Genomic DNA, 26,142 nt, shown 5'->3' with positions numbered 1-26,142 from the left:
AAACCGCCCTTTGCTGAAGCAGATCTGAGAGGTCAGGCATGGATACCATATTCGACGTCGCAGTTATCGGTGGTGGTCCGAGCGGTGCAATTGCAGCCGAAGCGCTCGCAACTTCGGGTTATTCCGTTCTGCTTGTGGATCCCGACAACCGGATCAAACCATGCGGCGGCGCGATCCCCTCGCGCGCGCTGAAGGATTTTTCTATTTCCCAGGACATGTTCGTTTCAAAGGCGAACGCGGCCCGGGTCATTGCCCCTTCCGGGAAATCAGTGGAAATGCGGATCGGCGATATCGGCTTTGTCGGCATGGTGGACCGGGCAACGTTCGATCCGTATCTGCGAGCGCGCGCGGCAGAGGCTGGCGCAACACGGCTGACTGGCAAGCTGATAAACATGCACGAAAGCGCCAATGGCGTTCTCTCGCTTTGCGTCGAACAGACAAAAAGCGAGACCGCGGCGGCGAACGTCACGCATTGTGCGAGATACGTGATCGGCGCAGATGGCGCAAACTCTGCCGTTCGGCGCTTCATGTTCCCCAAGAGCAAGAAGCCGCCATACGTGTTCGCCTATCACGAGATTATCGAAAGCCCAAAAGACACCACCTCCGCCGGATTTCGCGGGGACCGGTGCGACGTCGTTTATGACGGCCGGATTTCACCCGATTTTTATGGCTGGGTCTTCCCACACGGCGAGCACACGTCTGTCGGAACCGGGTCCGCCGTTAAAGGCCACAATCTGCGCTCCGCGACTGCGGAGCTTCGCAAGGCATCAATGCTCGATGGACAGCGTGTCATTCGCCGCGAAGGCGCTCCCCTGCCTCTCAAACCCATGCGGCGATGGGACAATGGCAAAAATGTCCTTCTGATCGGCGACGCGGCAGGCACCGTTGCACCGTCCTCAGGCGAAGGAATCTACTATGCGATGGTGTGCGGCCAACTGAGCGCCGACGCCGTTGCATCCTGTCTTGCCACCGGCAAGGCTTCAAACCTTCGCCAGGTCCGCAAGCGCTTCATGAAGGAGCATGGCCGGATCTTCCTCATTCTCGGGATTATGCAAAGCGTCTGGTACCGGAGCGATCGCTTCCGGGAGCGCTTCGTTACCATGTGCGCCGATCCGGACGTTCAGCGCCTGACGTGGGAATCCTACTTGAACAAGAAACTTGTTCGGCGTGATCCGCTCGCACACATGCGTGTTTTCTTCAAGGATCTAGGCCAGCTGCTTCGAATTCCGGCAGGTCAGAAATGACTATGTTGTTTGCCTGGCTCGAAGCGGGATGGCTGGCCTTCGCAGCCATCGCAATCCTCTGGCTGGAAACCCTGCTTCTCAGCATCCTGTCAAGCACGCCGAAGGCGCGGTTCAAGGCTCTGGCCGGCGGCGCGCTTGCCGGAACCTTCCTTCTGGCAGCACTTGCCTTGGCGCTCCGCGGCGAAGCGCTCGGCTGGGTGCTTGTCTTCCTTACTTTTTCACTCTTTGCACACCTGCTCGACGTCACCGGTCGCTTGAAGGATCAATCCGCTGAATTGAGCCGCAACACTGAAAAATTGAGCAACCCCGCTGTGCTGACCCAGAGGAGATAGGGAACAAACAGGAGCGACGCGAGCATGGAAATCGGCCAGGCCGTGAGGATGAAACCCGCGATCGCGAGCCAGAGCAGACCCAATTCGAACAGCGCCAGATCCATGCGCTTCAATCCGAAAAAGATCCAGGACCAGCAGCCGTTCAATATCAGCTGCGCAGCCCACAACAACAATGCGAACGACCAGCCGGCCTTTGTCCAAATGTCCCATCCAGCGTAGGCGATCATGACATAGAGGATCGACCACACTGTCGGGAAAGCCCATTTGGGCGGGGTCCAGGAGGGTTTTCGCAACGTGTCGTACCAAGGTCCCGGTTTGAACACAGCGCCGCTCATCGCAGCAAGGAAAACAAGGAATGCAAAAGTCGCTGCAGCCATTCTTGGTCCCTGTAGTCAACAAAACAACTGGGCGCAGCATATGTCCTATCGCTCTTGTGAAACAACAGCCGATCGGCGGACCGCACGCAAATCAAAGACTGATCTCAATCGGATCAAGTTACGTACAGTTTAGTCGAAAAAAACAGAAATCACTCTTGGAGGGAGCAGACCATGAAATGCACAATCGCGATCCTGGCGACTTTGTTCACAGCAACGACGTTCAATGTTGCGGCTGCAGAAGGCGATGCCGCGGCGGGAGAGAAAGTCTTTCGCAAGTGCAAGGCGTGCCATGTGGTGGATTCTGATCAAAACAGGGTCGGCCCCTCACTTCAGGGTCTGATCGGACGGCAACCCGGGACAATCGACGGCTTCAAATACTCTAATGCAATGGTTGAGTTTGGCGACGGAAAGGTCTGGGACGAGGAATTGCTGACAGTCTATCTCGCCAAACCCCGCGAGATGGTAAAAGGCACCAGAATGGCATTCGCGGGCCTGAGGAAAGACGAAGAGATCGCAGACATTATCGCCTATCTCAAGCAATACAGCCCCTCCGAATAAACTGCGTCGCTGCACGCGTTATCCGGTCTATCGGTTCGCATCTTTTTTAGGCAAAATGTGTAAAAAAAAGTTTACACTTTTGCCAAGGTCGTCAACAATAAGAGACAGCTGAACCGTCCACCGGTGAAACCAGGACTGCTCCGCCTTGGCTTGCGATATGCGCCCGGGTCCGAGCGCAGAACGGTGCCGAAGGGATGGCGACTGGCGCGGGAGGAAACGATATGAGCTTCATATCCAGGAGAGTGGCGTCGACACCACTGCTGGACCAGGTCCAACACCCGCAACACCTAAGAGGCATGACAAGCGATGAGCTGGCCGCGCTTGCAGGCGAGCTCAGAACGGAAATCATCTCGGTTGTTTCTGAAACCGGCGGACATCTTGGCTCCAGCCTCGGGGTTGTCGAGCTCACCGTTGCCATACACGCTGTCTTCGACACGCCCAGGGATACGTTGATCTGGGACGTCAGCCACCAGTGTTACCCCCATAAAGTTCTCACCGGCCGGCGAGACCGCATGCGGACGTTGCGCAAAAAGGATGGCCTGTCCGGGTTCACCAGACGAAGCGAAAGCCTTTATGATCCCTTTGGCGCAGCACACTCTTCGACGTCGGTATCGGCCGGTCTCGGCTTTGCGGTCGCCCGTGATCTGGCCGGCGGCTCCGAAGATGTGATCTGCGTTATTGGAGATGGCGCGCTGACCGCAGGCATGGCCTATGAAGGTCTCAACAATGCCGGAGATCTCAACCGGCGGATGTTCGTTATTCTGAACGACAACAACATGTCGATATCACCGCCGACCGGTGCCGTTTCGGGTCACCTCAACGACTTGGCCTCTCGGACCGACGCGCTCGCAAGGGAGCGCAGCCTGTTTGAACACATGGGGTTCGAATATCATGGCCCAGTAGACGGGCACGACCTCAAGGCGCTGGTTGCAGTCTTGCGAAAGCTGAAGAGCGAAAGCACCGGCCCCGTCCTTCTTCATGCCATCACACGCAAGGGTGCCGGCTACAGCTTTGCCGAAACCTCGCATGACAAATATCACGGCGTTTCTAAATTCGATATTTCGTCGGGAAAACAATCCAAGGCGAAGGCTAAGGCACCGAGTTACACCAAGGTCTTTGCAAATGCGCTTGTTGAAGAGGCCAAAGAGGATGAGAAGATTGTTGCGATCACGGCGGCCATGGCCGCCGGCACTGGGGTCGACATCTTCGCAAAGCGCTTCCCGGAGCGCACCTTTGACGTCGGCATCGCCGAACAGCACGCCGTTACCTTTGCCGGCGGACTTGCAGCAAGCGGGATGCGCCCGTTCTGTGCCATCTATTCAACATTCCTTCAACGGGGATACGACCAGGTCGTCCATGATATTGCGCTTCAAAACCTTCCCGTCCGCTTTGCGATCGACAGAGCCGGTCTGGTAGGAGCGGACGGGCCGACACACGCGGGCGCATTCGATGTCGGCTATCTTGCGAACCTGCCCAATTTCACCGTGATGGCGGCAAGCGACGAGGTCGAACTCACCCATATGGTCGCAACCGCTGCCAGCCATGACACGGGTCCGATTGCGTTCCGGTATCCGCGTGGTGAAGGCATCGGTCTTCCGATGCCGGACAAGGCCGTTCCCCTTCCAATCGGAAAAGGCCGGATTGTTTCAAAGGGAAGCAGCGTGGCACTCCTGTCCTTCGGTGCAAGGCTTTCCGAATGTGAGGAGGCACGCACGCGGCTTTGGGCAGACGGGATTTCCGCGACTGTTGCAGATGCAAGATTTGCCAAGCCACTTGATCAGGACCTGATCCTGGACCTCTTTTCCAATCATGAGCTTCTTGTGACGGTCGAAGAAGGCGCAACCGGCGGCTTTGGTGCCCTGGTGCTGCATTTCCTGGCCGCGAAGGGCATGCTCGATGGCCGCTGCGACATCCGGACGATGACCCTGCCGGACTGTTTCATTTCGCAAGCCGCGCCTAAGGAAATGTATGACGAAGCGGGTTTGAACGCGGCGCAAATCGCCGAGACTGTGCGGAACGCGCTGGCTGGAAAGCCAACCGACACACGGCGCTTACATGCATTTCCGGGCAACCGGGACAACTACGTTCAACTGGCACATCGCGCTGAAGATCGTTGATAATTAAGGCCCGGTTTCTCCGGGCAAGTGTACGCTACGGAATATGATGGTCCGGCCACGTGGTGTACGATTGAAATGAGTGGAGGAGCGCCTGACCACCTGGGCCGAGCTTTCGGGAGGGGGGAATTGGCCTACAAAGAAAACGGTGAGAACACAGCGACCAGAAACGACGTGTCGCCATTTATCGCCGACAATGGCCAGCCGTCAACGGCAGACAAAAAGAACCAACTGAACTCCCGAGATCTCTCGATTCTGGAGCGCGCTATTCGCGAGCGCGTTTCCGGCCTCGTAAACAACCTGCACCCTGGCTCAAACGGTCAAGCAACGCCGCTGGTTTCAGAGACCGATCTCGATTTCCGCCTGCATCCCGAGTTGGACGAAAAGGCACGCCAGCTTCCTGCGGCCGACAAGGCGATATCGTTTCGTGAGAGATTTCTCAAGTCGCTCATCGACCCCGACCCCAGACATCACAGGGAAATCATCGAAGAGTTGCTCCAGGCAAACATCCCGATGCAGACCCTGGCGATCCATCTGTTTTGCCCGGTTGCAACGCAGCTCGGCACCTATTGGTGCAACGATGAGACCGACTTCATGCAGGTCGCTGTCGCATCAACAAGATTGAACACCATCGTCAATCACGCGACCCATGCCGGTGCCCAACTGGTCAACCCGCATCCCTCGGCCAAAAGAGTTCTGCTCGCCCGCTCGCACGGCACCAAACATACGCTCGGCGTCACGCTGGTCAGAATGTGTTTTCGCGACATGGGCTGGATCGTGGATGGTGGTGCCGATATGGAGATCGGCGACACCTTGTATATGCGTCTGTCCTCGCGCCCCTATAACCTTCTGGGTCTCTCGATCGGACAGATCGAGGAGACAGCGGATTGCAAGGACGCGATCGAGCGCTGCCGGTCGGAACCGGCAACGCGAGATGTCAAAATCGCGCTGGGTGGTGCGGCGGTCGTGACCCGCCCCGACGAGTTCCAGAGCACCGGTGCCGACGTCATCGCACGCTCGGCCCTGGAGGTCATGCACCTCGCGGACTACGCGCCCCGCTGACCGCATCGGCGTGAGCACTCTAAGTCACTGAAAAATTTGGTGGGTGAGTGGGGGCTCGAACCCCAGACCCGCTGATTAAGAGTCAGCTGCTCTACCAACTGAGCTACACACCCATCAAGGCCGGCCGCGAAAGTGGCGGCGCGTGCGGAGAGCGCGGTATATAGGACCGCGCTCCTGCTTGCAACCATCAGTGTGACACTTTTCTCTCATTCTGGCCACGGCGATTTTGAAGATGGGCCGAAGGCTTTGATCAGGCGGCTAAAATGGGTGTTCTGCGCTGACATTCGGGAAACATTCAAAAACATTGCGCATCTTTCACGCAATAATCGAATTTTAGGGTTGACCGGTCCGAACCGGCTCACTAGTGTGCGGCGCGTCAAGGCCGGATGGTCTTGCGCACCGTTTCAAGACCGGGCCGGAATTGCTTGCTTTTGAAGCGGTAACAAGTAAAGGTCTTCAGGACCTGCAGTATCGAGGGATTGGAACGACATGATGATGTCGCTCATTCTAGTAGTGGTAGGAAAGCGCGCCTCCAGGGCGGGATAAGACCCGCTTGGACAGGATGGCGCGCGACCAAGGCTCCCCGAGGGGCCTTTTTTTGTACCCGCCTCCTCATAGCGCAGCCCTCCTCCCGTATCTTCGATGCCGCAGGGCGGAATGCAGACAGAATATGTAAATGAGCCATGGCCCAAAACCGGGCCGCGATATGCAAGGACGAGAAAATGACACGGGAAATGACCGGCGCCGAAATGGTCATACAGGCGCTGAAAGACCAGGGAGTTGACACGATCTTCGGCTACCCGGGTGGTGCAGTGCTTCCCATCTATGACGAGATCATTCAGCAGGAAGGCCTGGAGCATATTCTCGTGCGCCACGAACAGGGTGCCGGCCATGCGGCCGAGGGATATGCACGATCCACCGGAAAGCCCGGTGTTGCCCTTGTCACGTCCGGACCCGGTGCCACCAACATGGTCACCGCCCTGACGGACGCCATGCTCGATTCGATCCCGCTCGTCTGCATTTCCGGCCAGGTGCCGACCCACCTGATCGGCAATGACGCCTTCCAGGAATGCGACACCGTCGGCATCACCCGCCCCTGCACCAAGCACAACTGGCTGGTACGCGATGTCGAGGACCTGCCCCGTGTTCTGCATGAGGCCTTCTATGTGGCGACCTCTGGCCGTCCGGGTCCGGTCGTTGTCGACATCCCGAAAGATGTCCAGTTCGCGACCGGCACATATCAGGGTCCGACGCCCAACCCGGCGGCCGCGCATAAAAGCTACCGGCCCCAGGTCAAGGGCGACGCGGCCTCGATCCGCCAGGCCGCAGAAATGATGGCAGCGGCCAAGAAGCCCGTCCTTTATACCGGCGGCGGCGTGATCAACTCCGGCACGCATGCGTGCCAGCTGCTGCGTGAACTGGTCTCCCTGACCGGTTTTCCGATCACATCCACGCTGATGGGACTGGGTGCCTATCCGGCTTCCGGCGAAAACTGGCTGGGCATGCTGGGCATGCATGGCACGTTCGAAGCCAACATGGCCATGCATGACTGCGATCTCATGATCAATATCGGTGCCCGCTTCGACGACCGCATCACCGGCCGGACGGACGCGTTTTCACCAAACTCGCGCAAGATCCACATCGACATCGATCCCTCTTCGATCAACAAGACCATCAATGTCGACCTGCCGATCATCGGCGATGTCGGTCATGTTCTGGAAGACCTGGTCCGAATCTGGCGTTCCTCCTCGCTGAAGACCGACGCCTCTGGAATGAAGGCCTGGTGGCAGCAGATCGACGCCTGGCGCGCGCGCAATTCGCTCGCCTACAAGCCGAACCAGGACGTCATCATGCCGCAATATGCGATCCAGCGGCTCTACGAACTGACCAAGCACCGCAAGACCTTCGTCTCGACAGAAGTCGGTCAGCACCAGATGTGGGCGGCCCAGTTCTACGGTTTCGAGGAACCGAACCGCTGGCTGACTTCCGGCGGGCTCGGCACAATGGGCTACGGCCTGCCGGCGGCCATTGGCGCGCAGGTTGCCCACCGCGATGCGCTTTGCATCGACATTGCCGGCGATGCGTCCATCCTGATGAACATCCAGGAGATGTCAACTGCGGTCCAGTTCGGCCTGCCGGTCAAGGTTTTCATCCTCAACAATCAGTACATGGGCATGGTGCGCCAGTGGCAGCAGCTGCTGCACGGCAACCGCCTCTCCCACTCCTACACCGACAGTCTGCCCGACTTCGTCAAGCTGGCAGACGCCTATGGCGGCGTCGGCATCCGCGTCGAGAAGCCGGGAGACCTGGACGGGGCGATCGAGGAGATGATTTCCGTCGACAGACCGGTCCTGTTCGATTGCCGGGTGGCCAACCTTGCCAACTGTTTCCCGATGATCCCATCGGGCAAGGCACACAACGAAATGCTGCTGCCGGACGAAGCCAATGACGAAGCGGTTGCCAACGCGATCAGCGCCGAAGGCAAATCCCTCGTTTAACGTCAGGCCAGAAGGACATATTGAAAATGAACGCACAGAATGTGGATGCGCCTTCCGCCTATTTCCTGGCCGAAGTCAGCAACGAAATCGAGACCCACACCCTATCGCTCCTCGTCGACAACGAACCGGGCGTGCTTGCCCGCGTGATCGGGCTGTTTTCCGGCCGGGGTTACAACATCGACAGCCTGACGGTGTCGGAAACCGAGCATGAACGGCACCTGTCGCGGATCACCATCGTGACCACGGGAACGCCGATGATCATCGAGCAGATCCGGCATCAGCTCGACCGGCTGGTCCCTGTCCACCGGGTGACCGACCTGACCGTGCGCGCCCGCCGCGCCAGTCAGGACAAGCCGCTCGAGCGCGAGCTTGCCCTTATCAAGGTGGCCGGTGACGGCGACAAGCGCCTCGAGGCGCTCCGACTGGGCGATGCCTTCCGCGCGACGGTGATCGATGCGACGACGGAGCATTTCGTCTTTGAAATCACCGGACGAACGTCGAAGATCGAACAGTTCATCGCGATCATGAAACCGCTCGGCCTCGTCGAGGTCTCCCGCACCGGCGTTGCCGCCGTCCAGCGCGGACCGGAAGGGCTTTAAGGTCCGCCGGTTTCCGCCGTCCAGAACCCGCCGCCGCCAGGCGGCGGGTCTTTTTTGTGAACCCGAAGACTGCATCGGCCTCATCGCGAAGAAGGCCAAAGGCCCGTCGCTTGGGACAGGCGGCAGAAACGTCGAAGACGCAGCCCATCCTTGGCGCCCCAAATGCGCGCTCCCCGAGATGAGTTTCAACGCCCATTGTCGTCATTCCGGCGATCCGAACCGCTGGTCGGAATACAGGACAGATTCCCGGATTTGTCGTCCCGGTTTGCCGCCTAAGCGGCAAGACCGGGATCCAGTCTCCCGTTTGGCAGGAGGATAAAAGAATGTTGAGAATCAGATGGTTACTGGGTTCCGGCTTTCCGCTGTGCTTCAGCCGGAATGACAAGATCATTTACTGAGGATCGCCTCACGAGATTCATTTCGAGTTAAACCGGACAGCAGTGGATCAAGTCTGGCAATGACGACCGATTTGAAATTGAGTACAGGCGGTGCGTTCTCCCGCAACGTCCCTTCCCGCAAGACGGCGTTTCGCGTTTCCAGAGTGTCCGGGCAAAAATCGAGGCACCGGCATGCCCCTCGATAGCACAAGCCTATCTGCAAGGAGGCCCGTTCTCCGCTCGCCCGGCGTGACGATCGTAGGTGGTTCGACTGCGCCATCCGGGACCCGAACCCACCCCTTCACCCGACAGTCGTCGCACGCGACCCCTTTACCTGCGCCACCCGGATCCTTACATCGGGCAGGCCTCTTCGTTTGCCCGGACCCTGTCATGCCGTTTGATCTTGCCACCTATCTCGACCGCCTCGGCCTGGAAAACTGCCCGGCTGATCTCAATGGGCTCAAGCAACTGCAGACGGCCCAGATCGGCGCTATTCCCTTTGAAAACGTGCTGCCCTTTCTTGGACAGCTGCCCGACCTGGACCCTGCGAGTCTCTGGCAGAAGCTGGTTCTCGAAGGATGCGGCGGCTATTGCTTCGAGGTGAATACGCTTCTCGGCCAGGCGCTCGATGCGCTCGGGTTTCCCAACCGCCAGGTGCTGGCGCGTGTGCGCATGGGAGAGGCCCGAGGTGGGGCCAGAACGCACCTGGCCTTTGTTGTTCCGCTTGATGGCAGCGAATGGCTGGTTGATGCCGGCTTTGGTGGTCAGGCCCCGGCCGAGCCGGTCAGGATTTCACCAAACGAGGAGCAGCCGATCCGCGATCAGGTCTATCGCATCCGCTTCGAAGACCATTCCGGCGAACATGTTCTGGAGAGAAAGGCAGACGCCGGCTGGTTTCCGCTCTACGGCTTCGACCGGGTCGATGTCAGACAGGACGACATTGAGGCCGCCAACTTCCTGTGCGCGTTCGCTCCGACACAATCCTTTGCCGGCAGCATGAAGTTCTACCGCCTCACACCGTCGGGCTTCTACAGTTTTCTGAACGGGCGCGCCCGCTGCGTAGAGGGCGGTGAAAGCCGTGAATGGCAGATCCGGGAAGAAGCGGAGTTGAAGCGTTTCATGAGAACCGATCTGAGACTCGGATACGATGACCCGACGATCCAGGCAATTGCGGACCGGCTGAAGACGCTCGTATGAGCTTTGTCCCCATACCACCCGCCGGGACACGCATCCGAAAGAAGACTGAAAATGCGGACACGAGAGGATTACGCGAACCCGTAAGCTGGATTGCGCTCAGGTGCGGCTTTCTATGTTGATCGTCAGGGTTTTCCGCAAGGGTGCGTCTTCGGGCCCGTGCATTGGCGCAACGTGGTGCCAGGAATTGTAGGTCTTGACGAACAGGACACATTGATTGGGTTCGAACGGAAACGTTTTCAATGTGTCCACCTCATCGAAAGGCAATGCCTTGTTGAGATGATTGAAAACGCGGGTTCTGTCGCTCGGCAGGCACACCGAGGTACCTCCTCCCCAACGCATGTCCCATTCACCAGGCTCCATCATCGAGATGACCAATGTGATGAGCTTGTCCGGTGAATCCGTGTGCGGAACGATCTGGCCGCCGTCGGCGGGCATCATTGAGAACTCGAACCTGGCGTTCAATTCGGTTTGCCGCCGGATACGGCTCAGCAGACTGGCCTTGCGCTTGCTTTTTCCCGACAAAACACGAATGCGCCTCAAACCGAGATCGATGTTGTTGGCGGCAAGCATTTCCAGAATGGAGCTGACAAACCCCGGGGATTTCACGTGCTCATAGAAGGTTTTCCAGGCCGGGCTGCCATCCAGGAATTTCTGGTAATTTGCTGGATTATTGACCTCGGAGAGTGAGTATTTGTGTCCAAGGTTGGGCTTGTATTCGAAAAGTTCCGGATCGGGATAGGTTTCCACGAGCCGTTGATAGGTTTTCGCATCGAGAACGTCGGTGGAATAACAGATCGGATAAGGTTCGTAGTCAAAGGCGGAGTGTTCGAAACGTAACATACGGAAGTGCACCTTTCATGCCTCCCCCAACAATGAATCACCCCTACACCGCAACCGGATTCGTTGCAACTTTTCCGTAGGGTTACCCACTCCCAATCAAAGAAAACGCAGAATTGAGGCAGCCAACGGGCCCATGCCAGCCAGCCCGCGAATTGCGCGGCAAAGCGGGAACAATTCTTGGCGTCGTCAGCCTAGACGCGACACGGATCAGCGCGTATACGACACCGGCGCTTCCCGCCCCATGGGCGCGACAAGCGTCCCGATTTCAGAATAAGGCTTCAAGCCCATGATCCACGGTCTGTCCCGGCCGAAAAACCAAATCCGCTGGCTTTTGCTGGAAGGGATTTCGCCAACCGCCCGCGCCGTTGTTGAAAAGGCCGGCTACACCAACGTCGAGGTACTGCCCGGCGCGCTGGAAAAAGACGCCTTGATCGAAAAGCTGCAGGACGTGCAGATCCTCGGCATCCGTTCGCGCACCCAGGTGAGCGAAGAGGTTCTGGAAGCTGCCAAGAGCCTTGTCGCGGTCGGCTGTTTTTCCGTCGGCACCAACCAGGTCGACCTGAACGGCACCTTGAACCGTGGTATTCCGGTTTTCAACGCCCCCTTCTCCAACACGCGGTCGGTGGCGGAACTGACGATTGCCGAGATCGTCATGCTGCTGCGCGGCGTCTTCACAAAATCGGCAGCCGCCCACGAGGGACGCTGGCTGAAAACTGCCGCCGGCTCCCACGAGATCCGCGGCAAGACCCTTGGCATTGTCGGCTACGGCAATATCGGCACGCAGCTTTCCAACCTGGCCGAGGCCATGGGCATGCGCGTCATCTATTTCGACATGGTCGACAAGCTGCAGCACGGCAACGTCTCGCCGGCAGAAAGCCTGGATGCTCTGCTCGCGCAAGCCGACGTCGTGTCGCTGCACGTTCCAGACACCAAGGAAACCCGCAACATGTTCCGCGCCGAGCAGATTGCGAAGATGAAAAAAGGCGCGTTTCTGATCAACAACGCCCGCGGCAAGGTCATCGACATCGAGGCACTCGCGGAAGCGCTCAGGTCCGGTCATCTGGCTGGTGCGGCGATCGACGTTTTCCCGGTCGAGCCGAAATCCAACAAGGACGAGTTTACTTCGCCCCTGCGCGGCATCGACAATGTCATTCTGACGCCGCATGTCGGCGGTTCGACCGAAGAAGCGCAGGCCCGTATCGGCGAGGAAGTGTCCAAGCGGCTGGTCGAATACTCCGACGTCGGTTCCACCGTCGGCGCCGTCGAGTTTCCGCAGGTACAACTGCCCAAGGGCACCGACGCGACCCGCTTCATCCAGGTGCACCACAATGCACCCGGCGCGATGCGGACCCTGAACGACCTGTTCACCCGGCACAATCTGAATATCCACGCCCAGTTCATGCAGTCACATCTCGATATCGGCTACGTGGTTCTTGACGTTGACAGCCCTGTCGAAGACCCGGTGCGGATCCTTGAGGAGATCCGCGCCCTGCCGAACACCATCCGCGCAAGGCTGCTCAACCGGGTGTAGGATCTGGAAATTCCGGCGCAAGCCCCGGTTAACACCGGGGCTGAGCGACAAAGCTTACCGATCTTTCATTTGCATCAGCTGATCACACCCCCATCTGACGGAAAGAGGACGACCTTCAGGATATTTCACTCAATCGGGACGGCCCGGGATGGAGAATAACCATGGCATGGATATTCCTGTTTGCCGCCGGTCTTCTTGAGATTGTCTGGGCATTTGCAATGAAGGAATCCCAGGGGTTCACGCGTTTGGGCCCAACTCTCGTCATGTTGGCTGCGATGGTGGCCTCGTTTGGATTGCTATCCCTGTCGATGCGGACGCTCCCGCTTGGAACCAGCTACATGATCTGGACCGGCATCGGTGCCGTCGGCGCTTTTGTGGTCGGGTTCTGGTTTCTGGGCGAAGCGGTCAGCCTGCAGCGCGCCATTGCCGCCCTGCTGATCGTTGCCGGTATCGTCACGATGAAACTTGCCTGAGACCGCAACGCGTTTCTGCTCGAAAGGCCGGTGCTGTGCAGCTTGGGTTCAAACGTTCAGGCCGGCAGCGCACGCCCGGAACTCCTGCACCGCCGGCGCGGCACCTGCAAGCGGCACGGCAACCGACTGACCGCCAAGAAGCGCTGTCGCCGTATGATTGAATTCCAGTCCGTTCAGAACATTGCCAAAGCCCCTGTCGGTAACGGTCAGGGTGGCACCGCCCCCGGAGAGAACGTGCCGGTCCGTGGTGATCGTCAGCCCGCGCGGCCCTTCGAACCGCATCGCAAAAAGCGGCCCCTGCTGCCAGGCCCCTTTTGGGGTGATCGCAATGGCGTACTCCGGAATTGCCGGGTCGAATGTCACACGGACGGACGCGGTGTCACCGTCGTGGATCAACTCGCAGATCCGACCCAGCTTTGCCTCCCAGGCAAACGCGGACGAGGTGGTCAGCAAAAGAAAGACGAAGGTGCGCATCATTTGGTTCAGCATGACGGTTGACTTAGGGTCACAGCACGAAAAGTCCAGAAACGTGTCACGCCCGGGCATCAGGCCCATCTAGCCCTGGGCGCGGGAAGACGCCAGATCACGAACAGAGACAGGACCGCCGTTGCCACCGCATAGTAGATCGGTGAAAAGTCGTCACCGGTGCGGCTGACCAGATAGGTCGCGATTATGGGTGTTGTGCCGCCGAAAAGCGCCATGCAGTTTTTTGACATTCTGCGTCACCCGAACACCACCTTTGGAGACGGAGAATGTGCTGCGGCCGGTGGTGGACTGGTGCCAGCCAAAGGTAAGACGGGTTTACGACAGGCACACTTTTTAATTAAATCACCTTTAATAAAAGAATCGTGTGCTTCGCTGATGGTCAAGCCTGTACCAAGCGCAGCGTGGGCACGTATTCCTGATGGCCATACTTTTAGAGAACCCGAAAGGGCCCGCCTCATCTGGGGCTGATGATGCGGGCGCCTCGGGCGTTGCCTTAGATACAGGTCACCTGAACATTGAACACCGCATCACCGTTTTCCTGCATCGTGAAAGTGATGTCGCCACGGGCACCGGCAAACGCGCCTGTTCCGCCAACAATATTGCGCACGTGATCATCCGAGACGGTTCGCGTGCCGGCGTTCACAACCTTGCCGTCGCTGGTAAAGACTCCGGACCGGGCGAACAGCGTGCCATCTTCGAAGTTCAACACGACATCTGAAGACAGCCGCGCCTTGCCATCGACGGAACCGGCTAGCACTTCGGTTTGCCAGTCAACCGTGCCGACGGCATTGCCGATCTTGTCGAGTAGCGGACTGAACCCGATCCGGCGGTCTCCTGCCTTGAGGCCCTTGCCGTCTTCAGACAGGACCGTAACCACGCGGGAATCGTCCATTGGGGCCGTCACAGTGAACCCGTTGCAGGCTTCCAGTGCATGTGCGCCACCAATGCCAATAGCTGATGCCGCAAGTGTTGCGGTCGCGAATTTGCCGAGTTTTCTCATCACTTTCTCCAATGTTATGACTGTATATTTTGAGATCACAACACCGAAGTTGAGAATTGGCACGATGAATTTCAATGAAAGCATGAGAGGTGCAAGAATTAAATATTTTTATATTTTCTGCGACGAGATTTACAGGCATATTGCGCGGCTGAACATAGGCATATCGTGCAAATGAAAGTGTTTTAAGGCCCCGTATACTAGCTGATCATGGACTGCCGGGAACACTGCTCATAACCATCAGATGGTATTGATCAAAGGACTTGGCCGCGCTGCTTGTGTGGGACCAAGCAGACCATTCGCGCCAATTTGCCTTGGACTTCCCGGCAGGAGCGGGCAAGTCTGAAACCGGAACGCAAAGGCATGGAAATGGGTGTGCGAAATGTCCAAGGACGAGTTTTTCGGAAACGATGATCAACGCGCCGTTCTGAAACGCGGGCGCGCGCTGGCGGAATTGCTCGGAAATGATCCCAGGTACAGCTATTACGGACGCACGGTCGGACTTGTCACACCGGATGATGGCGACATCGACCAGCTTGCCGCCCTGGCAAAGGTTCAGGGCAACTCAAATTACGCCGCCGTTCCCCTTGCAGATACCGATGCCGTCAAAACCGCCTTGCAGAACCGCGGGCTCATTCCGATGCACTATGCAAAGTGGGAAGGCGCGGCTTCCGTCTTGAGTGCCGCGCAGACCGTCTTGAATGCGTTTCCTCTGCCGGATGATCTCAGCATACTGAAGATCGATGCGTCGACAACGGAACCGCTAATGGCCTCATTGGCCGAACTGGCTTTGAGTTGTGGTGTTCTGCCGCCAAGCGGCGAAGTCTTGCGCGGCAGCCTGCGGCCCGCGATCTGCCTGCTGGCGCTTGACCGGGAACAAAACGTTGTGTCCTGCGCAGCGTCCTGCGCATTTGCCCACAAAGACCACCCGACACTTGCGCATCAGGCCTGGTGGGGGATGCTGGCCACGGACCCGGCACATCGTGGACGACACCTCTCGCTGACACTCGGCGCGCACGTGGTTTTGGAGATGCACGAAGAGTTCGGTTTCAGTGATTTCATGACCGGAGTGGAACCCGGCAATGCGCCGTCCGAAGCCGTCTGTACCCGCATGGGCCTTGCCGCCGGAGACTACGCGATCATAGGCTGCGCCGACCCCGAGGCCCTGAGCGGTGGCCGCATGACCAAGTAGAGGCGCCCGGCGGCCACGTCACGCCCAAAGGCTGGCCCTTATGAGACAGGGTCGATCACCAGGAGCAAGCGCGGCCCTGAGCCGGCGGCCGGATCCGGTGAGCGGTGCAGCAGCCCGGTGCGTTCTTCACCGTGCCACGCGCCGCCGCGGAACAGACCGACGGCCCCGCGCGGAACCTTGCTTATGCGCTCAGGGTTTTCTTCCGCTCCCGCCAGGACATACTCCGTTCCAGCGCCGCGATAGGTGCATAAAAGGCGCGCAGGTACATTGTCGACGTGGAACTTCGGACACATGACCTCGTCCGAAACGTCGAACCTGATCCTGACCTGCCGCACATCAAGCACCTTCGAGATGATCAGCGCCAGTGCGCCGGCATCACCGGTCAGCATCTCCCGTTCCGGAGACGGCGGCAGCTTCACCTGCTCGCAAGCCGCGATTGCTGCAGCCTCGGCAAGATGAACGGGGACGACCGTGCGCAACTCCGGCAGTTGCTCCATAGGCAGGCTGTCGATCCATTCCCGGAAGTCATGACTGCATCTGCGTGCCCAGATCGACGCCGCGACGCCGGGTCTGTTGATGTCTTCCAGGATCTCCGGGTCCCGGCCCATCAGCACATCGCGCGCGAATATCTGCGGCTGATAGCTCGCTTGCGCCAGGCTCATGCCGCTCTCTCCGCCATGCGATACACGGGAAAGGGATCCGGCAGGTTTTTGAACTGGCTCAGATCATTGCCTTCATCTTCTGCGATCAGGCATTCATCGAGTTGGCACTTCAGCGCCGGCCAGTCGATACCCGCGCCGATAAACACGATCTCCTGCCGCCGGTCGCCGAACGGCTCAACCCAGTGCGACCTGGCATATTCGATGGCACGTTCGTCCTGAGGCCAGCGGTTCGGGGGTACGGATGCCCACCATGTTCCGATCGGTGCAACACCGGACAGGGCGCCGGCAAGCGAGAATTCGAGGACCCATTCCGGGCGGCTGCCGATCCAGAAATGACCCTTGGCCCGGATCACTCCCGGGAGGGCGCCGTTCAGAAGCCCGTGGATCTTCTCCGGATTGAAAGGCCGCCGTGCCCGATAGACGAAAGAGGCCACACCATATTCTTCAGTTTCTGGAACATGGTCGGCGAAGCCATAAAGCTCCTTGGCCCACATCGGATGTCCATGGGCTTTTTCGAAGTCGAACAAACCTGTGTTCAGAATTTCGGTCGGCGCAATGTCGCTGTAGTCAGTCTCGAGAATTTTCGCATCCCCGTTCAGGCTGCGGATGATCTTCCGGGCCGCGTCCACCTGGCTCGGCGCGGCCGCGCTGACCTTGTTGAGAACGACAACGTCGGAAAACTCGATCTGGTCGGTCAGAAGATGGACGAGCGTGCGCTCATCTTCCTCGCCCAGTGTCTCTCCGCGATCATGCAGGAAGTCGTGGCTCGAGAAGTCCTTGAGCAGATTAACCGCGTCGACCACCGTGACCATGGTATCGAGACGCGCCACGTCGGAGAGGCTCTCTCCATCTTCGTCCCGGAAATCGAAAGTTGCTGCAACGGGTAGCGGTTCGGAGATCCCGGTAGATTCGATCAACAGGTAGTCGAACTTGCCTTCCTGCGACAGCCGGCGCACCTCCTGCAGGAGATCGTCCCGCAATGTGCAGCAAATGCAGCCGTTGGACATTTCGACCAGCGTTTCGTCCGTGTGGCTGAGTTCCGCGCCACCGGCACGCACAAGATCGGCATCGATATTGACTTCGGACATGTCATTGACGATGACGGCGACCTTAAGGTTGTCGCGGTTGTTCAGGACACGATTGAGCAAGGTGGTCTTCCCCGCTCCTAGAAATCCGGAGAGAACGGTGACCGGCAAACGGGTATCTGGCATGGAGGCTCCTGGCTCGATATCAGTAATGTAATAACATTACCGGGTAACATAGCCAGATTTGGGTCGCATACAAGTCACGTTTGCCGGGAGTGGAAAACTGCGTTGGCAACCGCGGGAAAAGAGCCGTATCCTTCTGCGACGAAACGCAACTGGATGCAGGTTCCCGAATACGCCAGTCTGTCACAGACACCTGAAATGGATCGCAACCGGAGCACATCGCTTGGCAAACGTTTCGGACGACACGAACCTGATCGTTTTCGATGCCGATTGCATCTTCTGCTCCGGCTTCGCACGCTTCATGGCAAGCCATGACAAGCAGGCGGATTTCCGGTTCGTCAGTGCCCGATCCGACCTGGGCCGGACCCTCTATATAAAACATGACCTTGACCCGGATGCGCTTGAAACGAACATCGTGATCCTTGATGGCCGGGCCTACACGAAAATGGCGTCATTCGCAGCTTCCATGAAAAGCCTTGGCAAGCCCTGGTCCTTGCTTGCCGTCGTTAACCTGCTGCCGGTTTCTGTCGCGAACTGGATCTACGACCGGATTGCCCGGAACCGGTATGCCTTCGGCAAAAGATCCTGCCCGCTTCCGTCCAGAGAACTGAAGGACCGATTGATTGACTGACAGGACCGCCACAGCGCCAGATATCGTTACCGGTGCGGGCACCGATGATGCATGCTGCCTGTTTCAGCGCGCACTCGGAGAACGCTTCAAGGACCTGCCCCGGTCCGTGCGAGATCTTCACACGGTCAAAGGCGAGAGCGGATGGCAGGGCCGCGCCAGGGTCACACGCGGAAAATCAAGGATCGGGGCCCTGATCTGCCGCCTCGTCGGGTTTCCCGAAGAAGCAGAGGACATCCCTGTTTCCGTGACAATCGAGCGCCGAGGTGACATGGAACTCTGGCGCCGCGATTTCGGCGGCAAGATGTTTGCTTCCGTGCTGTGCCTGCGGAACGGCGAAGAGCGCGGGCATATCACCGAACGTTTCGGTGCCATGGCCTTCGATATTGATCTTCAGCTGGCAGATGACCGGCTTCAGTTTCCCGTCGCGCGCGGCAGGATCCTGGGCGTTTCACTGCCAAGAGCGCTGCTTCCGGTCAGTGAGGCCGGTGAATTCGAGATGGATGGCCGCTTTCATTTCGACGTCCAGGTGTCCCTGCCCGGCATCGGGATGCTGGTGCGCTATCAGGGGCATCTGAATCCGGTGCGGTCTGACGACTGATCGCAGGCGGACACACGAATTACATTGTCTCTAGAGACAATTCCCCGTTTGACTTCAATAGGTTTTGCAACAATTCTGCAAGCTCGACCCAACTTCTTGAATCAGAATGTGAACCGTTTCATCCGGAACTCCAGCCATGTCCGCCGTCTCACGCCTGTCCGTCAACGTCAACGCCATCGCCATGCTGCGCAACCGTCGGGATCTGCCGTGGCCAAGCGTGACGGGGCTCGCAGCAATGGCCATGGAAGCCGGTGCGAAAGGCATCACGGTGCATCCGCGCCCCGACGAGCGGCATATCCGCAAGGATGACGTTTTCGAATTGGCCGAACTGATCGAAGACAGGTTCCCGAACAAAGAACTGTGTCTGGAGGGGTATCCTTCGGAAGACTTCATGCGCCTGGTCGAAGAGGCCCGTCCGGAACAGGTCCTTTTCGTTCCGGACGACCCGGAGCAGACAACGTCCGATCATGGATGGGACTTCGCCGGAGACACCGGCCTTTTGGAGACGGCGATCGCAGCCTCGAAGGAGTGGACGGTCAGCGTGTCGCTGTTCTGCGACCCGGATCCGGCTGCACCCGAGCACGCCGCCCGCGTTGGCGCCGAACGGATCGAAATCTACACCGGTCCCTATGGTGCCTGTTACGACGACAAGGCTGCAGCGGAAAAGGAGCTCGAGCTGATTGCGTTGACCGCATCTGCCGCACGTGAATGCGGCCTCGGCGTCAATGCCGGACACGACCTGACCGTGGACAACATTCCCGCGCTCATCGCCAAGGCGCCCTTCATCCGGGAAATGTCCATCGGACACGGGTTTACCGCCGATGCCCTGATTTTCGGATTTGCCGAAAGTGTCAAAAGATTCCGCAAGGCAATGGGTGAAATCTGAATGCCCGATGCACTTGATCGTCAGGTCGCTTTTCTGCTGGAGGCCGACAAGCTGAAGGAAGTCGTTCGGCTCAACCAGCTTGCGAGCGGCGCCAGAAGGGAAGGCACGGCGGAGCACTGCTGGCACGTGATCCTCCAGACCCTGACCTTCGCGGACCATGCACCGGCAGGAACCGACATTCACCATGTCATAAAGCTTCTGACGGTCCACGACCTCGTCGAAATCGATGCCGGCGATCACTGGGTGGACGAGACCAACTTCTCTGATGTCAAGGCGCGGGAACAGGCGGCAGCCGAGCGGCTGTTTGCGCTGCTCCCGGAGCCTCAGGGGACCGAATTCAAGCGACTTTGGCTCGAATTCGAGGCCAACGAAACGGATGAAGCCCGGTTTGCGAATGCCATGGATGCCCTGCATCCGATGGTGCTGGTGTTCGCATCAGGCATTGACGACCCAACCCATGCACCGATTTCCGTGGCTGACCTGCGCGAAACCAAGGAAGCCCGCCTTAGCCCCTTCCCCCAGCTCTGGGAGTATGCCCAGCGCCTCCTGGATCAAGCTGCGAAGGCAGGTCATCTGCTGCCTTGATCCACTCCTCGACTGCCGCTGTCAGCGGTCCCGCCCTGAAAGAGGAATTACACGATGTCGTTTGAACTGTGGCTTGTATTCATTGCCGTTTCTCTTCTGCCGGCCGTCAGTCCCGGTCCGGGCGTGATGCTCGCCATCAGCAACACGCTGCGTTTCGGAAGAAATGCAACGCTGGCATCGGCAACCGGCAATGCCGCGGGCCTTGTCATTATCGGGTACGCGGTTGCCTTCGGCTTCGGCGCACTGATGGCAACCTCCGCGCTCGCCTTCACCGTGCTGAAATTCATTGGCGCGGCCTATCTGATCTACCTGGGCCTGAAGATCTGGCGCGACAAGTCGGGCTTTCACGTGACCGACACAACCGCGGCAGCCGGCAAGAGCGGCTGGAAACTCTTCCTGGAGGCCCTGCTCGTCTCGGTCACCAACCCCAAGGCGATCCTCGTCATCACCGCCCTCTTTCCGCAATTCATGCGCTCCGGCAGGATCGACATGGTGGAAATCAGTATCCTGTCCTTCACCTACGCAATCCTGTGTTTCGCCAACCACGCGTTTATTGCCTTCGCCGGTGGGCACCTGCGCCGGTTCCTGACGTCCGCGAAACGCGCCAGGTGGGTGCGGCGGGTCACGGGCGGCCTGTTTGTCGGCTTCGGTTCGGCACTGGCAACGGCCAGCCGATAGGCGCTTCACGCCGTCGCTGTCAGAAAATCCCGGAAGGCTTCAGCCGCTGGTGACGGCAGGCGGTCGCGCAAGAGGCAGCGCAGGGAAACATTTCCGAAATCTGCGCCGGGCAGAACATTATGCAATCTCCCGGCGTTGAGATCGTCGCGCACAGCGGCTTCGGTGACGAGCGCAAAACCCATTCCCTGGCGTGCCATCGCAATGGCCGCATCGCGGTTGTTGATCTCGATGGTTTTTTCGTAGGTGAGCTCAAACAGCTGACGGCTTTCTGCGTCCGCGATATCGATTCTTTCAACACCGTAGGCCTTGAGGAACGGAAGACCGATAACGCGTTTGCAACCGGCTCCACTGCGAATTTTCGGGACGCTGCTTGCGACCGCGACCAGTGGCAGGTTCTCGAAGCCCTGTTCGATTCTTGCCGGCGTCACGTAGGCCGCGCGCACAGCCATGTCGAAGGCACTTCCCTTCAGCTCGGTCACCTCATCGTTGGCCTCGATCTTGAACGCGACACCAGAGTGTTGCCGCTGAAACGAGGCGATGCGCTCCGGCAGCCAATGCGCCGCCAGTTCGACCGGCAGCGTTATGGAGATTTTCCCGGAGACCGGCCGGTCCTGCGCAACGGTGCCGACCGCTTCGCGTGCAGCCGACAGCATCCTGGTCACCGCGTCGTGAAACGCGGCGCCCGTCTGGGTCAGTTCCAGCTTGCGCGTTGTGCGCACCGCCAGCGTCACGCCGAGTTCTTCTTCGAGGCTGGACAGTGCTTCGGAGACAACCGGAACCGAAAGACCAAGCTGCTCGGCCGCACCGCGAATGGACCCCGCTTCCGCGATGGCCGCGAAATAGGTCATTCGGCGCAGAGTCTGGGCAGACGGCAATCCGCTTTTATTCGGCATAATCTAATATTCTTTTCTGCTTTACTGACCTACCGAATAATAAAGAATGCAGCCAGATTGCAAGCATTCTCACACTTGAAGGATGCACCACATGCTCAAAACTACTTTGAAATCTGCGCTGGCTGCCGGGTTTCTAGCGATCCTGTCCGGCGCGGCAACCGCCAGCGACCTTGATGTCGTCAAGTCTTTCTACTCCGAACTCCTGACAACGCCGGCCGACGTAACCGCCGAACAGGTGCGCTCCGTCGTCTCTGAAGACTGGGTCTCTGTTCCGACACCGCGCGGCGGCGCCGGTGCAGAAGGGTTTCACAAGACGCTGAAGGGTTTTGGCGCCATCATTCCCGACCTGAAGTGGGAGCCCCAGGAAATCCTACAGGACGGCAACCGTTTCATCGTGCGCGGCAAGGCAACCGGGACGCCGCAAGGCCCGTTTTTCGGGATCGATCCGGCCACGGGCAATAGCTTTGACATCATGTCGATCGACATTCACACGGTGGAAGACGGAAAGATCGTGAAGTCATACCACGTGGAAGAGTGGGCTACCGCGATCCGGCAATTGAAAGCCAAGTAACCGACGGCACCATACGGTGACCGGGCTTGGCCGGCGCGGTCACCGATCCCGTGATCAAGGTCTTTTCAGCTGCGCACCTTGCAGTCGATTGACGTGCCCTGCGGCCACTCGACCATCGCCTCATCTCCCTTGATCCAGAAAACGATCCCGAAGTTGCCCTGATAGCGGGCCCCGGATCCGGTTGGCCCTTCCACGACGATTTCCGTGCTGTCGCCACGTTCCAGGCGTGCAGACGGCGGTGTGGTCGGAAAATACGTTGCAACGATTTCGTCCGCCGGATTGTCGTTGCACATGTAGAAGACCGGTTTCTGCCCCTCGATCAGCCCGTATTTCGCCGTGATTTCCGCGATCCGGTGTTCGTAGTCCGACTTGATGCAGGCCAGTTCGTCATTCGCTTTCCAGCACTCGTCCCTGCCCTTGATCCAGCCGCGCTGGTACGCCTTGAATTCCTGAAGCGCTGTGTCCTTGTCCGCAAACGACCCGATCGCCTTGACCGCCTCGCCGTAAACACCGGCCAGCGTGCGGTCGAGCTTTGCCAGGTCGTCATTGGAGCAGATCAGTTGCTCCGCTGAACTTTCCGCCTTTGCGCAATCAAAGGCAGGATCTGCAGCAACGGCTACGCCCGTTGAAAACAGGACAGCGGTGAAAACGGTTCCCCAGAATCGCAGGCGGTGCATTTGCAGATCTCCTCCGGTTGTTCGGCATCATCGCATCCTTGGTCTTGGGGTCAATTGTCATGACATACGATACTGAAAGCGCCCTCCATGAAGTCAAAGCCGGACGAACAACGGGGCTGGCACCACCGCCGCGTTATTTCGGCGAAGCATAAGTTCGCCCGTGTTTTTCAAGCTCGGCCAATGCGTCCGGCCATGACGGAATTTCGTCTGACGGATAACTCCAGGTCGTTCCGGTCGCAATCCGGGGAAAGGTCCTGATCGCCTTCCTGTGCGCGCCACGATAGAGAAAACGCTTCATCGCCGTCTCGCTCTCCCAGACCGTCAGCGTATGATGAACGCCTTTGCGCTTGAGCACGTCGGTCAGCACATTGCCTTCGGCTTCCCTGGCCTGATTGTAGCTCGGCATGGCGTGGCGCCAGAACGAGACAACATGGAACCAGCTTTTCAGGCGAAGTCCTGTGACGGATACATGATAGCGAGCCATTTCAACCCTCCGGCGGTGGAGAATTTACGCATCAGGTCAATCGCCGGATTGGATAAAACAAAACCGGATCAGGCCGCCTCTGAACGTTTCATTTTCTGATGCTCGTCTTCGACAAGGCCGATTTTCCAGTAGCCGGAAATATAGGTGTCCTTCTTCGGCACCTTCCTTTCATTGTGAAGATAGCCCCGCAGCGAACGGATGACCGAGCTTTCTCCGGCGATACAGGTCTGCAACACGCCGGAGCGCCAGTTGAGAGACTTGATGAAGTCGACCTGTGCGGTCGAGGGAACATGCGGATCTTCGTGAACGAGCCACGTGATTTCAATGCCTTCCGGTGCCGTAATGGCACGGATGTCTTCGTTGGAAGGAACCTCGAACACGGCAACTCCCCGTGCATCGCCCGGCATCGCCTCGAGTGTCGCCTCAACAATCGGTATGGCGGAAAGATCGGCTGCAAGAAGGTACCAGTCTGCGTAAAATTCGGCGATTTTTGTCTGGCTCGGACCGAAGAAACCAAGATAGGAACCGGGTCCTGCCGCTTGAGCCCAGCACGTGGCAGGGCCTTCATCGCCGTGAACCACGAAATCGATGTCGAGTTCCAGCTTGTCTGGCCGGTGGGACCGGACGGTGTAGGTTCTCACGGGATGGACTTTTTCGTCAGGTCCGTCCGGTGCGAAATAAGCTTCGAAATCCGCGCGGCTCTCGCCATCACGCGGGAGGACAAGCTTGCAGTTCGCGCCTTCATGTTTGAGCGGAAAACCCTCCAGCTCGGGACCTGCAAAGGTCACGCGCAGCAAATGCGGGCTGAGTTGCCGCGTTGATTGAACGGTCAGAATGCGCGGACGCCGCTTTAATCGCTTGAGCACGGATTGTTCTCCAAACATGAATTACGAACTCAAGATTTAATCGACCCGGAACCGTTTTTGAAGGGGGGCATTGTTCGCCTAAGTGAAACACAGCGTAACGCGCGTATTTCCTGCGAAAAAAGAGCCCGCCGGGAGGCGGGCCGAAAGGTTTTGGGAGATAATGGCAAGTTGATTTGAGAACAATCAGTTCCGGATGATCGGCTCTTTCAGATCTTCCGGCTTCTTGTCCTTGATGATTTCCCAGTTGAGCGTCGCATTCTTGATGTGACCTGGAACATCCTGTTCGAAACGCTCCTGAACCTTCATGGAGTTGTTCAGGTAGAGTTTGCCGTCGACGATCGACCAGGCTTCCGGAACAACCGGAACCTTGAAGCCCATGGCTGCACCGAACGCACAGAAGCCACCATATTGCGGGGCGTATTTGGCAGGCTCAGCGGCAAACTTGTCGCGGTTTTCGGCGGAAGAGAACTTCCAGGTCACGTCGTCATATTCAAACGTGTACTGATCGGAACCGGCAGTGGGCTTGCCTTCGGTGAAATAGGCGACCGGATCGGTGCCGCCGATGGCAGCGCCGCCCTTGGTGAAGGTGGTGATTTCGTCGGCGGAAGCCGTGAAAGCGGCTGCCGAGAACAGGGCTGTCAGACCCAGCAGGACGGATTTGGAGGTGTAAAGCGGCATGGACGTCCCCACAAGTGTAAGAGAAGGCATTGCGCGCGGCGTGTATTCGCACCGTGCTGGTGCAAAGATGTCGCTTGACGCGGTAAATGGCCAATAACCTTTGATCACAGAGACGAGCGCAAGCCGCCAGATTTTGTGACTTGACGTCTCTTCAGGTTCCCGGCTGACCGGAGAGTGGCAAGGGATCGCGCGGTGCGACAAGACCGAGCGCCAGGAAAATCGCACTGTCGATGTCCTTCTGCGAAACCTCTGCATCGGCAAAAACAAGCCTGAAATAGATAAAGCCCAGAAGCATGTCGATCCGAATTTCCATGTCGGATTCAAACGGCGTTGCAATGAGTATCTGCCGCAACGCAAGACGTTGCTCCGCTTCGGCGCTGTCCAGAACGGCCGCGTATTCCGGCTTCTGCCGGTAGGGAAGAAGCGCGCGGAAAACCGCGGCGAAAGGATCTTTGCGGAATGTTTCCGCCAGATGCCCGAGATACCGCCTGAGGTCGTCGGCAACGGAACTGCGCAGCGGTGCCACGGGTATGATGAGCGCGATCCGGTTTCGGACAGCTTCCGCGACAAGCTGATCTTTCGTCCGGTATCGTCTGTAGATGGCCTGCTTGCTTGTTCCGGCCGCGTTGGCGACTGCCGCGATCGTCGTCGCGTCGATCCCCTTTGACGCCACTTCGGTAAAAGTGACCGCAAGGAGTTTGGTGCTCAGGCGGCTCTCCCTGGGGCGCCCCCGCCCGTTTTGATGTGCCATTGAAACCATGGCTCGATATCCGGCAACTAATTACGGTTCCAAGTGGTACCAGAAATCCATCTTTTTTGCCAGAGCCTTTGCGTTTTTCCCCCACTTG

At 58.5% G+C, this 26,142-nt stretch carries 30 protein-coding genes and 1 tRNA gene; 17 read left to right on the top strand and 14 right to left on the bottom strand.

The features are described from left to right. The first annotated feature begins 38 nt into the window (after nt 1–38). Nucleotides 39–1,244: a geranylgeranyl diphosphate reductase gene (locus RDA78_RS16860; protein WP_434050976.1), complete on the top strand. Its 1,206-nt coding sequence runs from the start codon at nt 39–41 to the stop codon at nt 1,242–1,244. Next, on the top strand, nt 1,241–1,576 hold the full coding sequence (locus tag RDA78_RS16855) for a hypothetical protein (protein ID WP_434050975.1): 336 nt from the start codon (nt 1,241–1,243) through the stop codon (nt 1,574–1,576). The genes RDA78_RS16860 and RDA78_RS16855 overlap by 4 nt, the downstream gene beginning before the upstream one ends. On the opposite strand, the gene RDA78_RS16850 is transcribed toward RDA78_RS16855, so the two are convergent. Continuing rightward, on the bottom strand, nt 1,507–1,953 hold the full coding sequence (locus RDA78_RS16850) for a TspO/MBR family protein (RefSeq protein ID WP_434050974.1): 447 nt from the start codon (nt 1,951–1,953) through the stop codon (nt 1,507–1,509). The genes RDA78_RS16855 and RDA78_RS16850 overlap by 70 nt on opposite strands. A gap of 171 nt (nt 1,954–2,124) precedes the next feature. Here RDA78_RS16850 and RDA78_RS16845 point away from each other — a divergent pair, with 171 nt between their 5' ends. The 3 genes from RDA78_RS16845 (at nt 2,125) to RDA78_RS16835 (ending at nt 5,687) form a co-directional block, all read left to right on the top strand. After that, nucleotides 2,125–2,511 carry a c-type cytochrome gene (locus RDA78_RS16845; protein ID WP_434050973.1) on the top strand — a complete coding sequence of 129 codons (387 nt, stop codon included), beginning with the start codon at nt 2,125–2,127 and terminating at the stop codon, nt 2,509–2,511. A gap of 221 nt (nt 2,512–2,732) precedes the next feature. Continuing rightward, on the top strand, nt 2,733–4,628 hold the full coding sequence (dxs, locus tag RDA78_RS16840) for a 1-deoxy-D-xylulose-5-phosphate synthase (RefSeq protein WP_434050972.1): 1,896 nt from the start codon (nt 2,733–2,735) through the stop codon (nt 4,626–4,628). Nucleotides 4,629–4,754: 126 nt separating this feature from the next. Continuing rightward, nucleotides 4,755–5,687 (top strand): cobalamin B12-binding domain-containing protein, encoded by a 933-nt coding sequence (locus RDA78_RS16835; RefSeq protein WP_434050971.1) that lies wholly within the window; start codon nt 4,755–4,757, stop codon nt 5,685–5,687. A 37-nt stretch (nt 5,688–5,724) separates the two neighbouring features. On the opposite strand, the gene RDA78_RS16830 is transcribed toward RDA78_RS16835, so the two are convergent. After that, a tRNA-Lys gene (locus tag RDA78_RS16830) sits at nt 5,725–5,800 on the bottom strand. 609 nt (nt 5,801–6,409) lie between these two features. Between RDA78_RS16830 and RDA78_RS16825 the strand changes: the two genes are divergently transcribed. The 3 genes from RDA78_RS16825 to RDA78_RS16815 all read left to right on the top strand — a co-directional run bounded on the left by RDA78_RS16825 (nt 6,410) and on the right by RDA78_RS16815 (nt 10,358). After that, nucleotides 6,410–8,185, top strand: coding sequence for an acetolactate synthase 3 large subunit (locus tag RDA78_RS16825; RefSeq protein ID WP_434050970.1), 1,776 nt, complete (start codon nt 6,410–6,412; stop codon nt 8,183–8,185). Nucleotides 8,186–8,211: 26 nt separating this feature from the next. After that, nucleotides 8,212–8,784: an acetolactate synthase small subunit gene (gene ilvN, locus RDA78_RS16820; protein WP_319383040.1), complete on the top strand. Its 573-nt coding sequence runs from the start codon at nt 8,212–8,214 to the stop codon at nt 8,782–8,784. A 767-nt stretch (nt 8,785–9,551) separates the two neighbouring features. Then, on the top strand, nt 9,552–10,358 hold the full coding sequence (locus tag RDA78_RS16815; protein WP_434050969.1) for an arylamine N-acetyltransferase family protein: 807 nt from the start codon (nt 9,552–9,554) through the stop codon (nt 10,356–10,358). 96 nt (nt 10,359–10,454) lie between these two features. Here the strand turns inward: RDA78_RS16815 and RDA78_RS16810 are convergent, their stop codons facing one another. Further along, nucleotides 10,455–11,198, bottom strand: coding sequence for a hypothetical protein (locus tag RDA78_RS16810; protein WP_434050968.1), 744 nt, complete (start codon nt 11,196–11,198; stop codon nt 10,455–10,457). A gap of 286 nt (nt 11,199–11,484) precedes the next feature. Between RDA78_RS16810 and serA the strand changes: the two genes are divergently transcribed. After that, nucleotides 11,485–12,729: a phosphoglycerate dehydrogenase gene (gene serA / locus RDA78_RS16805; RefSeq protein ID WP_434050967.1), complete on the top strand. Its 1,245-nt coding sequence runs from the start codon at nt 11,485–11,487 to the stop codon at nt 12,727–12,729. A gap of 161 nt (nt 12,730–12,890) precedes the next feature. Further along, nucleotides 12,891–13,202, top strand: coding sequence for a DMT family transporter (locus RDA78_RS16800; protein WP_434050966.1), 312 nt, complete (start codon nt 12,891–12,893; stop codon nt 13,200–13,202). Nucleotides 13,203–13,250: 48 nt separating this feature from the next. Here the strand turns inward: RDA78_RS16800 and RDA78_RS16795 are convergent, their stop codons facing one another. From RDA78_RS16795 to RDA78_RS16785, 3 genes are all read right to left on the bottom strand, one after another. After that, complete coding sequence (locus tag RDA78_RS16795) at nt 13,251–13,691, bottom strand: hypothetical protein (protein WP_434050965.1); 441 nt, start codon at nt 13,689–13,691, stop codon at nt 13,251–13,253. A 56-nt stretch (nt 13,692–13,747) separates the two neighbouring features. Further along, the gene (locus RDA78_RS16790) at nt 13,748–13,918 is read right to left on the bottom strand and encodes a hypothetical protein (RefSeq protein ID WP_434050964.1); all 171 of its coding nucleotides are present in this window, start codon (nt 13,916–13,918) and stop codon (nt 13,748–13,750) included. Nucleotides 13,919–14,181: 263 nt separating this feature from the next. Continuing rightward, nucleotides 14,182–14,688 (bottom strand): hypothetical protein, encoded by a 507-nt coding sequence (locus tag RDA78_RS16785; RefSeq protein WP_434050963.1) that lies wholly within the window; start codon nt 14,686–14,688, stop codon nt 14,182–14,184. A 379-nt stretch (nt 14,689–15,067) separates the two neighbouring features. Between RDA78_RS16785 and RDA78_RS16780 the strand changes: the two genes are divergently transcribed. Further along, complete coding sequence (locus RDA78_RS16780; RefSeq protein ID WP_434050962.1) at nt 15,068–15,877, top strand: hypothetical protein; 810 nt, start codon at nt 15,068–15,070, stop codon at nt 15,875–15,877. A gap of 38 nt (nt 15,878–15,915) precedes the next feature. Here the strand turns inward: RDA78_RS16780 and RDA78_RS16775 are convergent, their stop codons facing one another. Beyond that, nucleotides 15,916–16,539, bottom strand: a complete 624-nt coding sequence (locus RDA78_RS16775) for a DUF1826 domain-containing protein (RefSeq protein ID WP_434050961.1) — start codon at nt 16,537–16,539, stop codon at nt 15,916–15,918. Then, nucleotides 16,536–17,750 (bottom strand): GTP-binding protein, encoded by a 1,215-nt coding sequence (locus RDA78_RS16770; protein ID WP_434050960.1) that lies wholly within the window; start codon nt 17,748–17,750, stop codon nt 16,536–16,538. Before RDA78_RS16770 ends, RDA78_RS16775 begins: the two co-directional genes overlap by 4 nt. A gap of 220 nt (nt 17,751–17,970) precedes the next feature. On the opposite strand from RDA78_RS16770, the gene RDA78_RS16765 reads away from it, so the two are divergent. The 5 genes from RDA78_RS16765 (at nt 17,971) to RDA78_RS16745 (ending at nt 21,125) form a co-directional block, all read left to right on the top strand. Next, nucleotides 17,971–18,378: a thiol-disulfide oxidoreductase DCC family protein gene (locus tag RDA78_RS16765; protein WP_434050959.1), complete on the top strand. Its 408-nt coding sequence runs from the start codon at nt 17,971–17,973 to the stop codon at nt 18,376–18,378. Continuing rightward, entirely contained in the window at nt 18,371–18,976 is a 606-nt protein-coding gene (locus RDA78_RS16760) for a DUF4166 domain-containing protein (protein WP_434050958.1), read from the top strand. Before RDA78_RS16765 ends, RDA78_RS16760 begins: the two co-directional genes overlap by 8 nt. A 136-nt stretch (nt 18,977–19,112) precedes the next feature. Continuing rightward, nucleotides 19,113–19,862 carry a pyridoxine 5'-phosphate synthase gene (locus RDA78_RS16755; RefSeq protein ID WP_434050957.1) on the top strand — a complete coding sequence of 250 codons (750 nt, stop codon included), beginning with the start codon at nt 19,113–19,115 and terminating at the stop codon, nt 19,860–19,862. Then, nucleotides 19,863–20,447: an HD domain-containing protein gene (locus RDA78_RS16750; protein ID WP_434050956.1), complete on the top strand. Its 585-nt coding sequence runs from the start codon at nt 19,863–19,865 to the stop codon at nt 20,445–20,447. Nucleotides 20,448–20,501: 54 nt separating this feature from the next. Then, the gene (locus tag RDA78_RS16745; RefSeq protein WP_434050955.1) at nt 20,502–21,125 is read left to right on the top strand and encodes a LysE family translocator; all 624 of its coding nucleotides are present in this window, start codon (nt 20,502–20,504) and stop codon (nt 21,123–21,125) included. A gap of 5 nt (nt 21,126–21,130) precedes the next feature. On the opposite strand, the gene RDA78_RS16740 is transcribed toward RDA78_RS16745, so the two are convergent. Further along, a complete protein-coding gene (locus RDA78_RS16740) occupies nt 21,131–22,018 on the bottom strand; it encodes a LysR family transcriptional regulator (protein WP_434050954.1) in 888 nt (295 codons plus the stop codon). Nucleotides 22,019–22,109: 91 nt separating this feature from the next. Here RDA78_RS16740 and RDA78_RS16735 point away from each other — a divergent pair, with 91 nt between their 5' ends. Continuing rightward, nucleotides 22,110–22,589 carry an ester cyclase gene (locus RDA78_RS16735; protein WP_434050953.1) on the top strand — a complete coding sequence of 160 codons (480 nt, stop codon included), beginning with the start codon at nt 22,110–22,112 and terminating at the stop codon, nt 22,587–22,589. 65 nt (nt 22,590–22,654) lie between these two features. On the opposite strand, the gene RDA78_RS16730 is transcribed toward RDA78_RS16735, so the two are convergent. The 5 genes from RDA78_RS16730 to RDA78_RS16710 all read right to left on the bottom strand — a co-directional run bounded on the left by RDA78_RS16730 (nt 22,655) and on the right by RDA78_RS16710 (nt 26,045). Beyond that, complete coding sequence (locus RDA78_RS16730; protein WP_434050952.1) at nt 22,655–23,266, bottom strand: MliC family protein; 612 nt, start codon at nt 23,264–23,266, stop codon at nt 22,655–22,657. Nucleotides 23,267–23,399: 133 nt separating this feature from the next. Further along, entirely contained in the window at nt 23,400–23,750 is a 351-nt protein-coding gene (locus RDA78_RS16725; protein ID WP_434050951.1) for a DUF3291 domain-containing protein, read from the bottom strand. A gap of 68 nt (nt 23,751–23,818) precedes the next feature. Next, nucleotides 23,819–24,616 carry a siderophore-interacting protein gene (locus tag RDA78_RS16720; RefSeq protein ID WP_434050950.1) on the bottom strand — a complete coding sequence of 266 codons (798 nt, stop codon included), beginning with the start codon at nt 24,614–24,616 and terminating at the stop codon, nt 23,819–23,821. Nucleotides 24,617–24,799: 183 nt separating this feature from the next. Then, nucleotides 24,800–25,294, bottom strand: a complete 495-nt coding sequence (locus RDA78_RS16715; RefSeq protein ID WP_434050949.1) for a YHS domain-containing (seleno)protein — start codon at nt 25,292–25,294, stop codon at nt 24,800–24,802. A 151-nt stretch (nt 25,295–25,445) separates the two neighbouring features. After that, complete coding sequence (locus RDA78_RS16710; RefSeq protein ID WP_434050948.1) at nt 25,446–26,045, bottom strand: TetR/AcrR family transcriptional regulator; 600 nt, start codon at nt 26,043–26,045, stop codon at nt 25,446–25,448. Nucleotides 26,046–26,142 lie beyond the last annotated feature (97 nt).

This window comes from Roseibium sp., assembly GCF_051016195.1.
In the GTDB taxonomy this organism is placed as follows: domain Bacteria; phylum Pseudomonadota; class Alphaproteobacteria; order Rhizobiales; family Stappiaceae; genus Roseibium.
This window is presented reverse-complemented; position numbering and strand designations above follow the sequence as displayed.

What these genes read in the sequence shown, in the direction of transcription:
- RDA78_RS16860 (WP_434050976.1), top strand. Translation starts at nt 39, where the DNA reads ATGGATACCATATTCGACGTCGCAGTTATCGGTGGTGGTCCGAGCGGT.
- RDA78_RS16855 (WP_434050975.1), top strand. Translation starts at nt 1,241, where the DNA reads ATGACTATGTTGTTTGCCTGGCTCGAAGCGGGATGGCTGGCCTTCGCA.
- RDA78_RS16850 (WP_434050974.1), bottom strand. Translation starts at nt 1,953, where the DNA reads ATGGCTGCAGCGACTTTTGCATTCCTTGTTTTCCTTGCTGCGATGAGC.
- RDA78_RS16845 (WP_434050973.1), top strand. Translation starts at nt 2,125, where the DNA reads ATGAAATGCACAATCGCGATCCTGGCGACTTTGTTCACAGCAACGACG.
- dxs (WP_434050972.1), top strand. Translation starts at nt 2,733, where the DNA reads ATGAGCTTCATATCCAGGAGAGTGGCGTCGACACCACTGCTGGACCAG.
- RDA78_RS16825 (WP_434050970.1), top strand. Translation starts at nt 6,410, where the DNA reads ATGACACGGGAAATGACCGGCGCCGAAATGGTCATACAGGCGCTGAAA.
- ilvN (WP_319383040.1), top strand. Translation starts at nt 8,212, where the DNA reads ATGAACGCACAGAATGTGGATGCGCCTTCCGCCTATTTCCTGGCCGAA.
- RDA78_RS16815 (WP_434050969.1), top strand. Translation starts at nt 9,552, where the DNA reads ATGCCGTTTGATCTTGCCACCTATCTCGACCGCCTCGGCCTGGAAAAC.
- RDA78_RS16810 (WP_434050968.1), bottom strand. Translation starts at nt 11,198, where the DNA reads ATGTTACGTTTCGAACACTCCGCCTTTGACTACGAACCTTATCCGATC.
- serA (WP_434050967.1), top strand. Translation starts at nt 11,485, where the DNA reads ATGATCCACGGTCTGTCCCGGCCGAAAAACCAAATCCGCTGGCTTTTG.
- RDA78_RS16800 (WP_434050966.1), top strand. Translation starts at nt 12,891, where the DNA reads ATGGCATGGATATTCCTGTTTGCCGCCGGTCTTCTTGAGATTGTCTGG.
- RDA78_RS16795 (WP_434050965.1), bottom strand. Translation starts at nt 13,691, where the DNA reads ATGCTGAACCAAATGATGCGCACCTTCGTCTTTCTTTTGCTGACCACC.
- RDA78_RS16790 (WP_434050964.1), bottom strand. Translation starts at nt 13,918, where the DNA reads ATGTCAAAAAACTGCATGGCGCTTTTCGGCGGCACAACACCCATAATC.
- RDA78_RS16785 (WP_434050963.1), bottom strand. Translation starts at nt 14,688, where the DNA reads ATGAGAAAACTCGGCAAATTCGCGACCGCAACACTTGCGGCATCAGCT.
- RDA78_RS16780 (WP_434050962.1), top strand. Translation starts at nt 15,068, where the DNA reads ATGTCCAAGGACGAGTTTTTCGGAAACGATGATCAACGCGCCGTTCTG.
- RDA78_RS16775 (WP_434050961.1), bottom strand. Translation starts at nt 16,539, where the DNA reads ATGAGCCTGGCGCAAGCGAGCTATCAGCCGCAGATATTCGCGCGCGAT.
- RDA78_RS16770 (WP_434050960.1), bottom strand. Translation starts at nt 17,750, where the DNA reads ATGCCAGATACCCGTTTGCCGGTCACCGTTCTCTCCGGATTTCTAGGA.
- RDA78_RS16755 (WP_434050957.1), top strand. Translation starts at nt 19,113, where the DNA reads ATGTCCGCCGTCTCACGCCTGTCCGTCAACGTCAACGCCATCGCCATG.
- RDA78_RS16750 (WP_434050956.1), top strand. Translation starts at nt 19,863, where the DNA reads ATGCCCGATGCACTTGATCGTCAGGTCGCTTTTCTGCTGGAGGCCGAC.
- RDA78_RS16745 (WP_434050955.1), top strand. Translation starts at nt 20,502, where the DNA reads ATGTCGTTTGAACTGTGGCTTGTATTCATTGCCGTTTCTCTTCTGCCG.
- RDA78_RS16740 (WP_434050954.1), bottom strand. Translation starts at nt 22,018, where the DNA reads ATGCCGAATAAAAGCGGATTGCCGTCTGCCCAGACTCTGCGCCGAATG.
- RDA78_RS16735 (WP_434050953.1), top strand. Translation starts at nt 22,110, where the DNA reads ATGCTCAAAACTACTTTGAAATCTGCGCTGGCTGCCGGGTTTCTAGCG.
- RDA78_RS16730 (WP_434050952.1), bottom strand. Translation starts at nt 23,266, where the DNA reads ATGCACCGCCTGCGATTCTGGGGAACCGTTTTCACCGCTGTCCTGTTT.
- RDA78_RS16725 (WP_434050951.1), bottom strand. Translation starts at nt 23,750, where the DNA reads ATGGCTCGCTATCATGTATCCGTCACAGGACTTCGCCTGAAAAGCTGG.
- RDA78_RS16715 (WP_434050949.1), bottom strand. Translation starts at nt 25,294, where the DNA reads ATGCCGCTTTACACCTCCAAATCCGTCCTGCTGGGTCTGACAGCCCTG.
- RDA78_RS16710 (WP_434050948.1), bottom strand. Translation starts at nt 26,045, where the DNA reads ATGGCACATCAAAACGGGCGGGGGCGCCCCAGGGAGAGCCGCCTGAGC.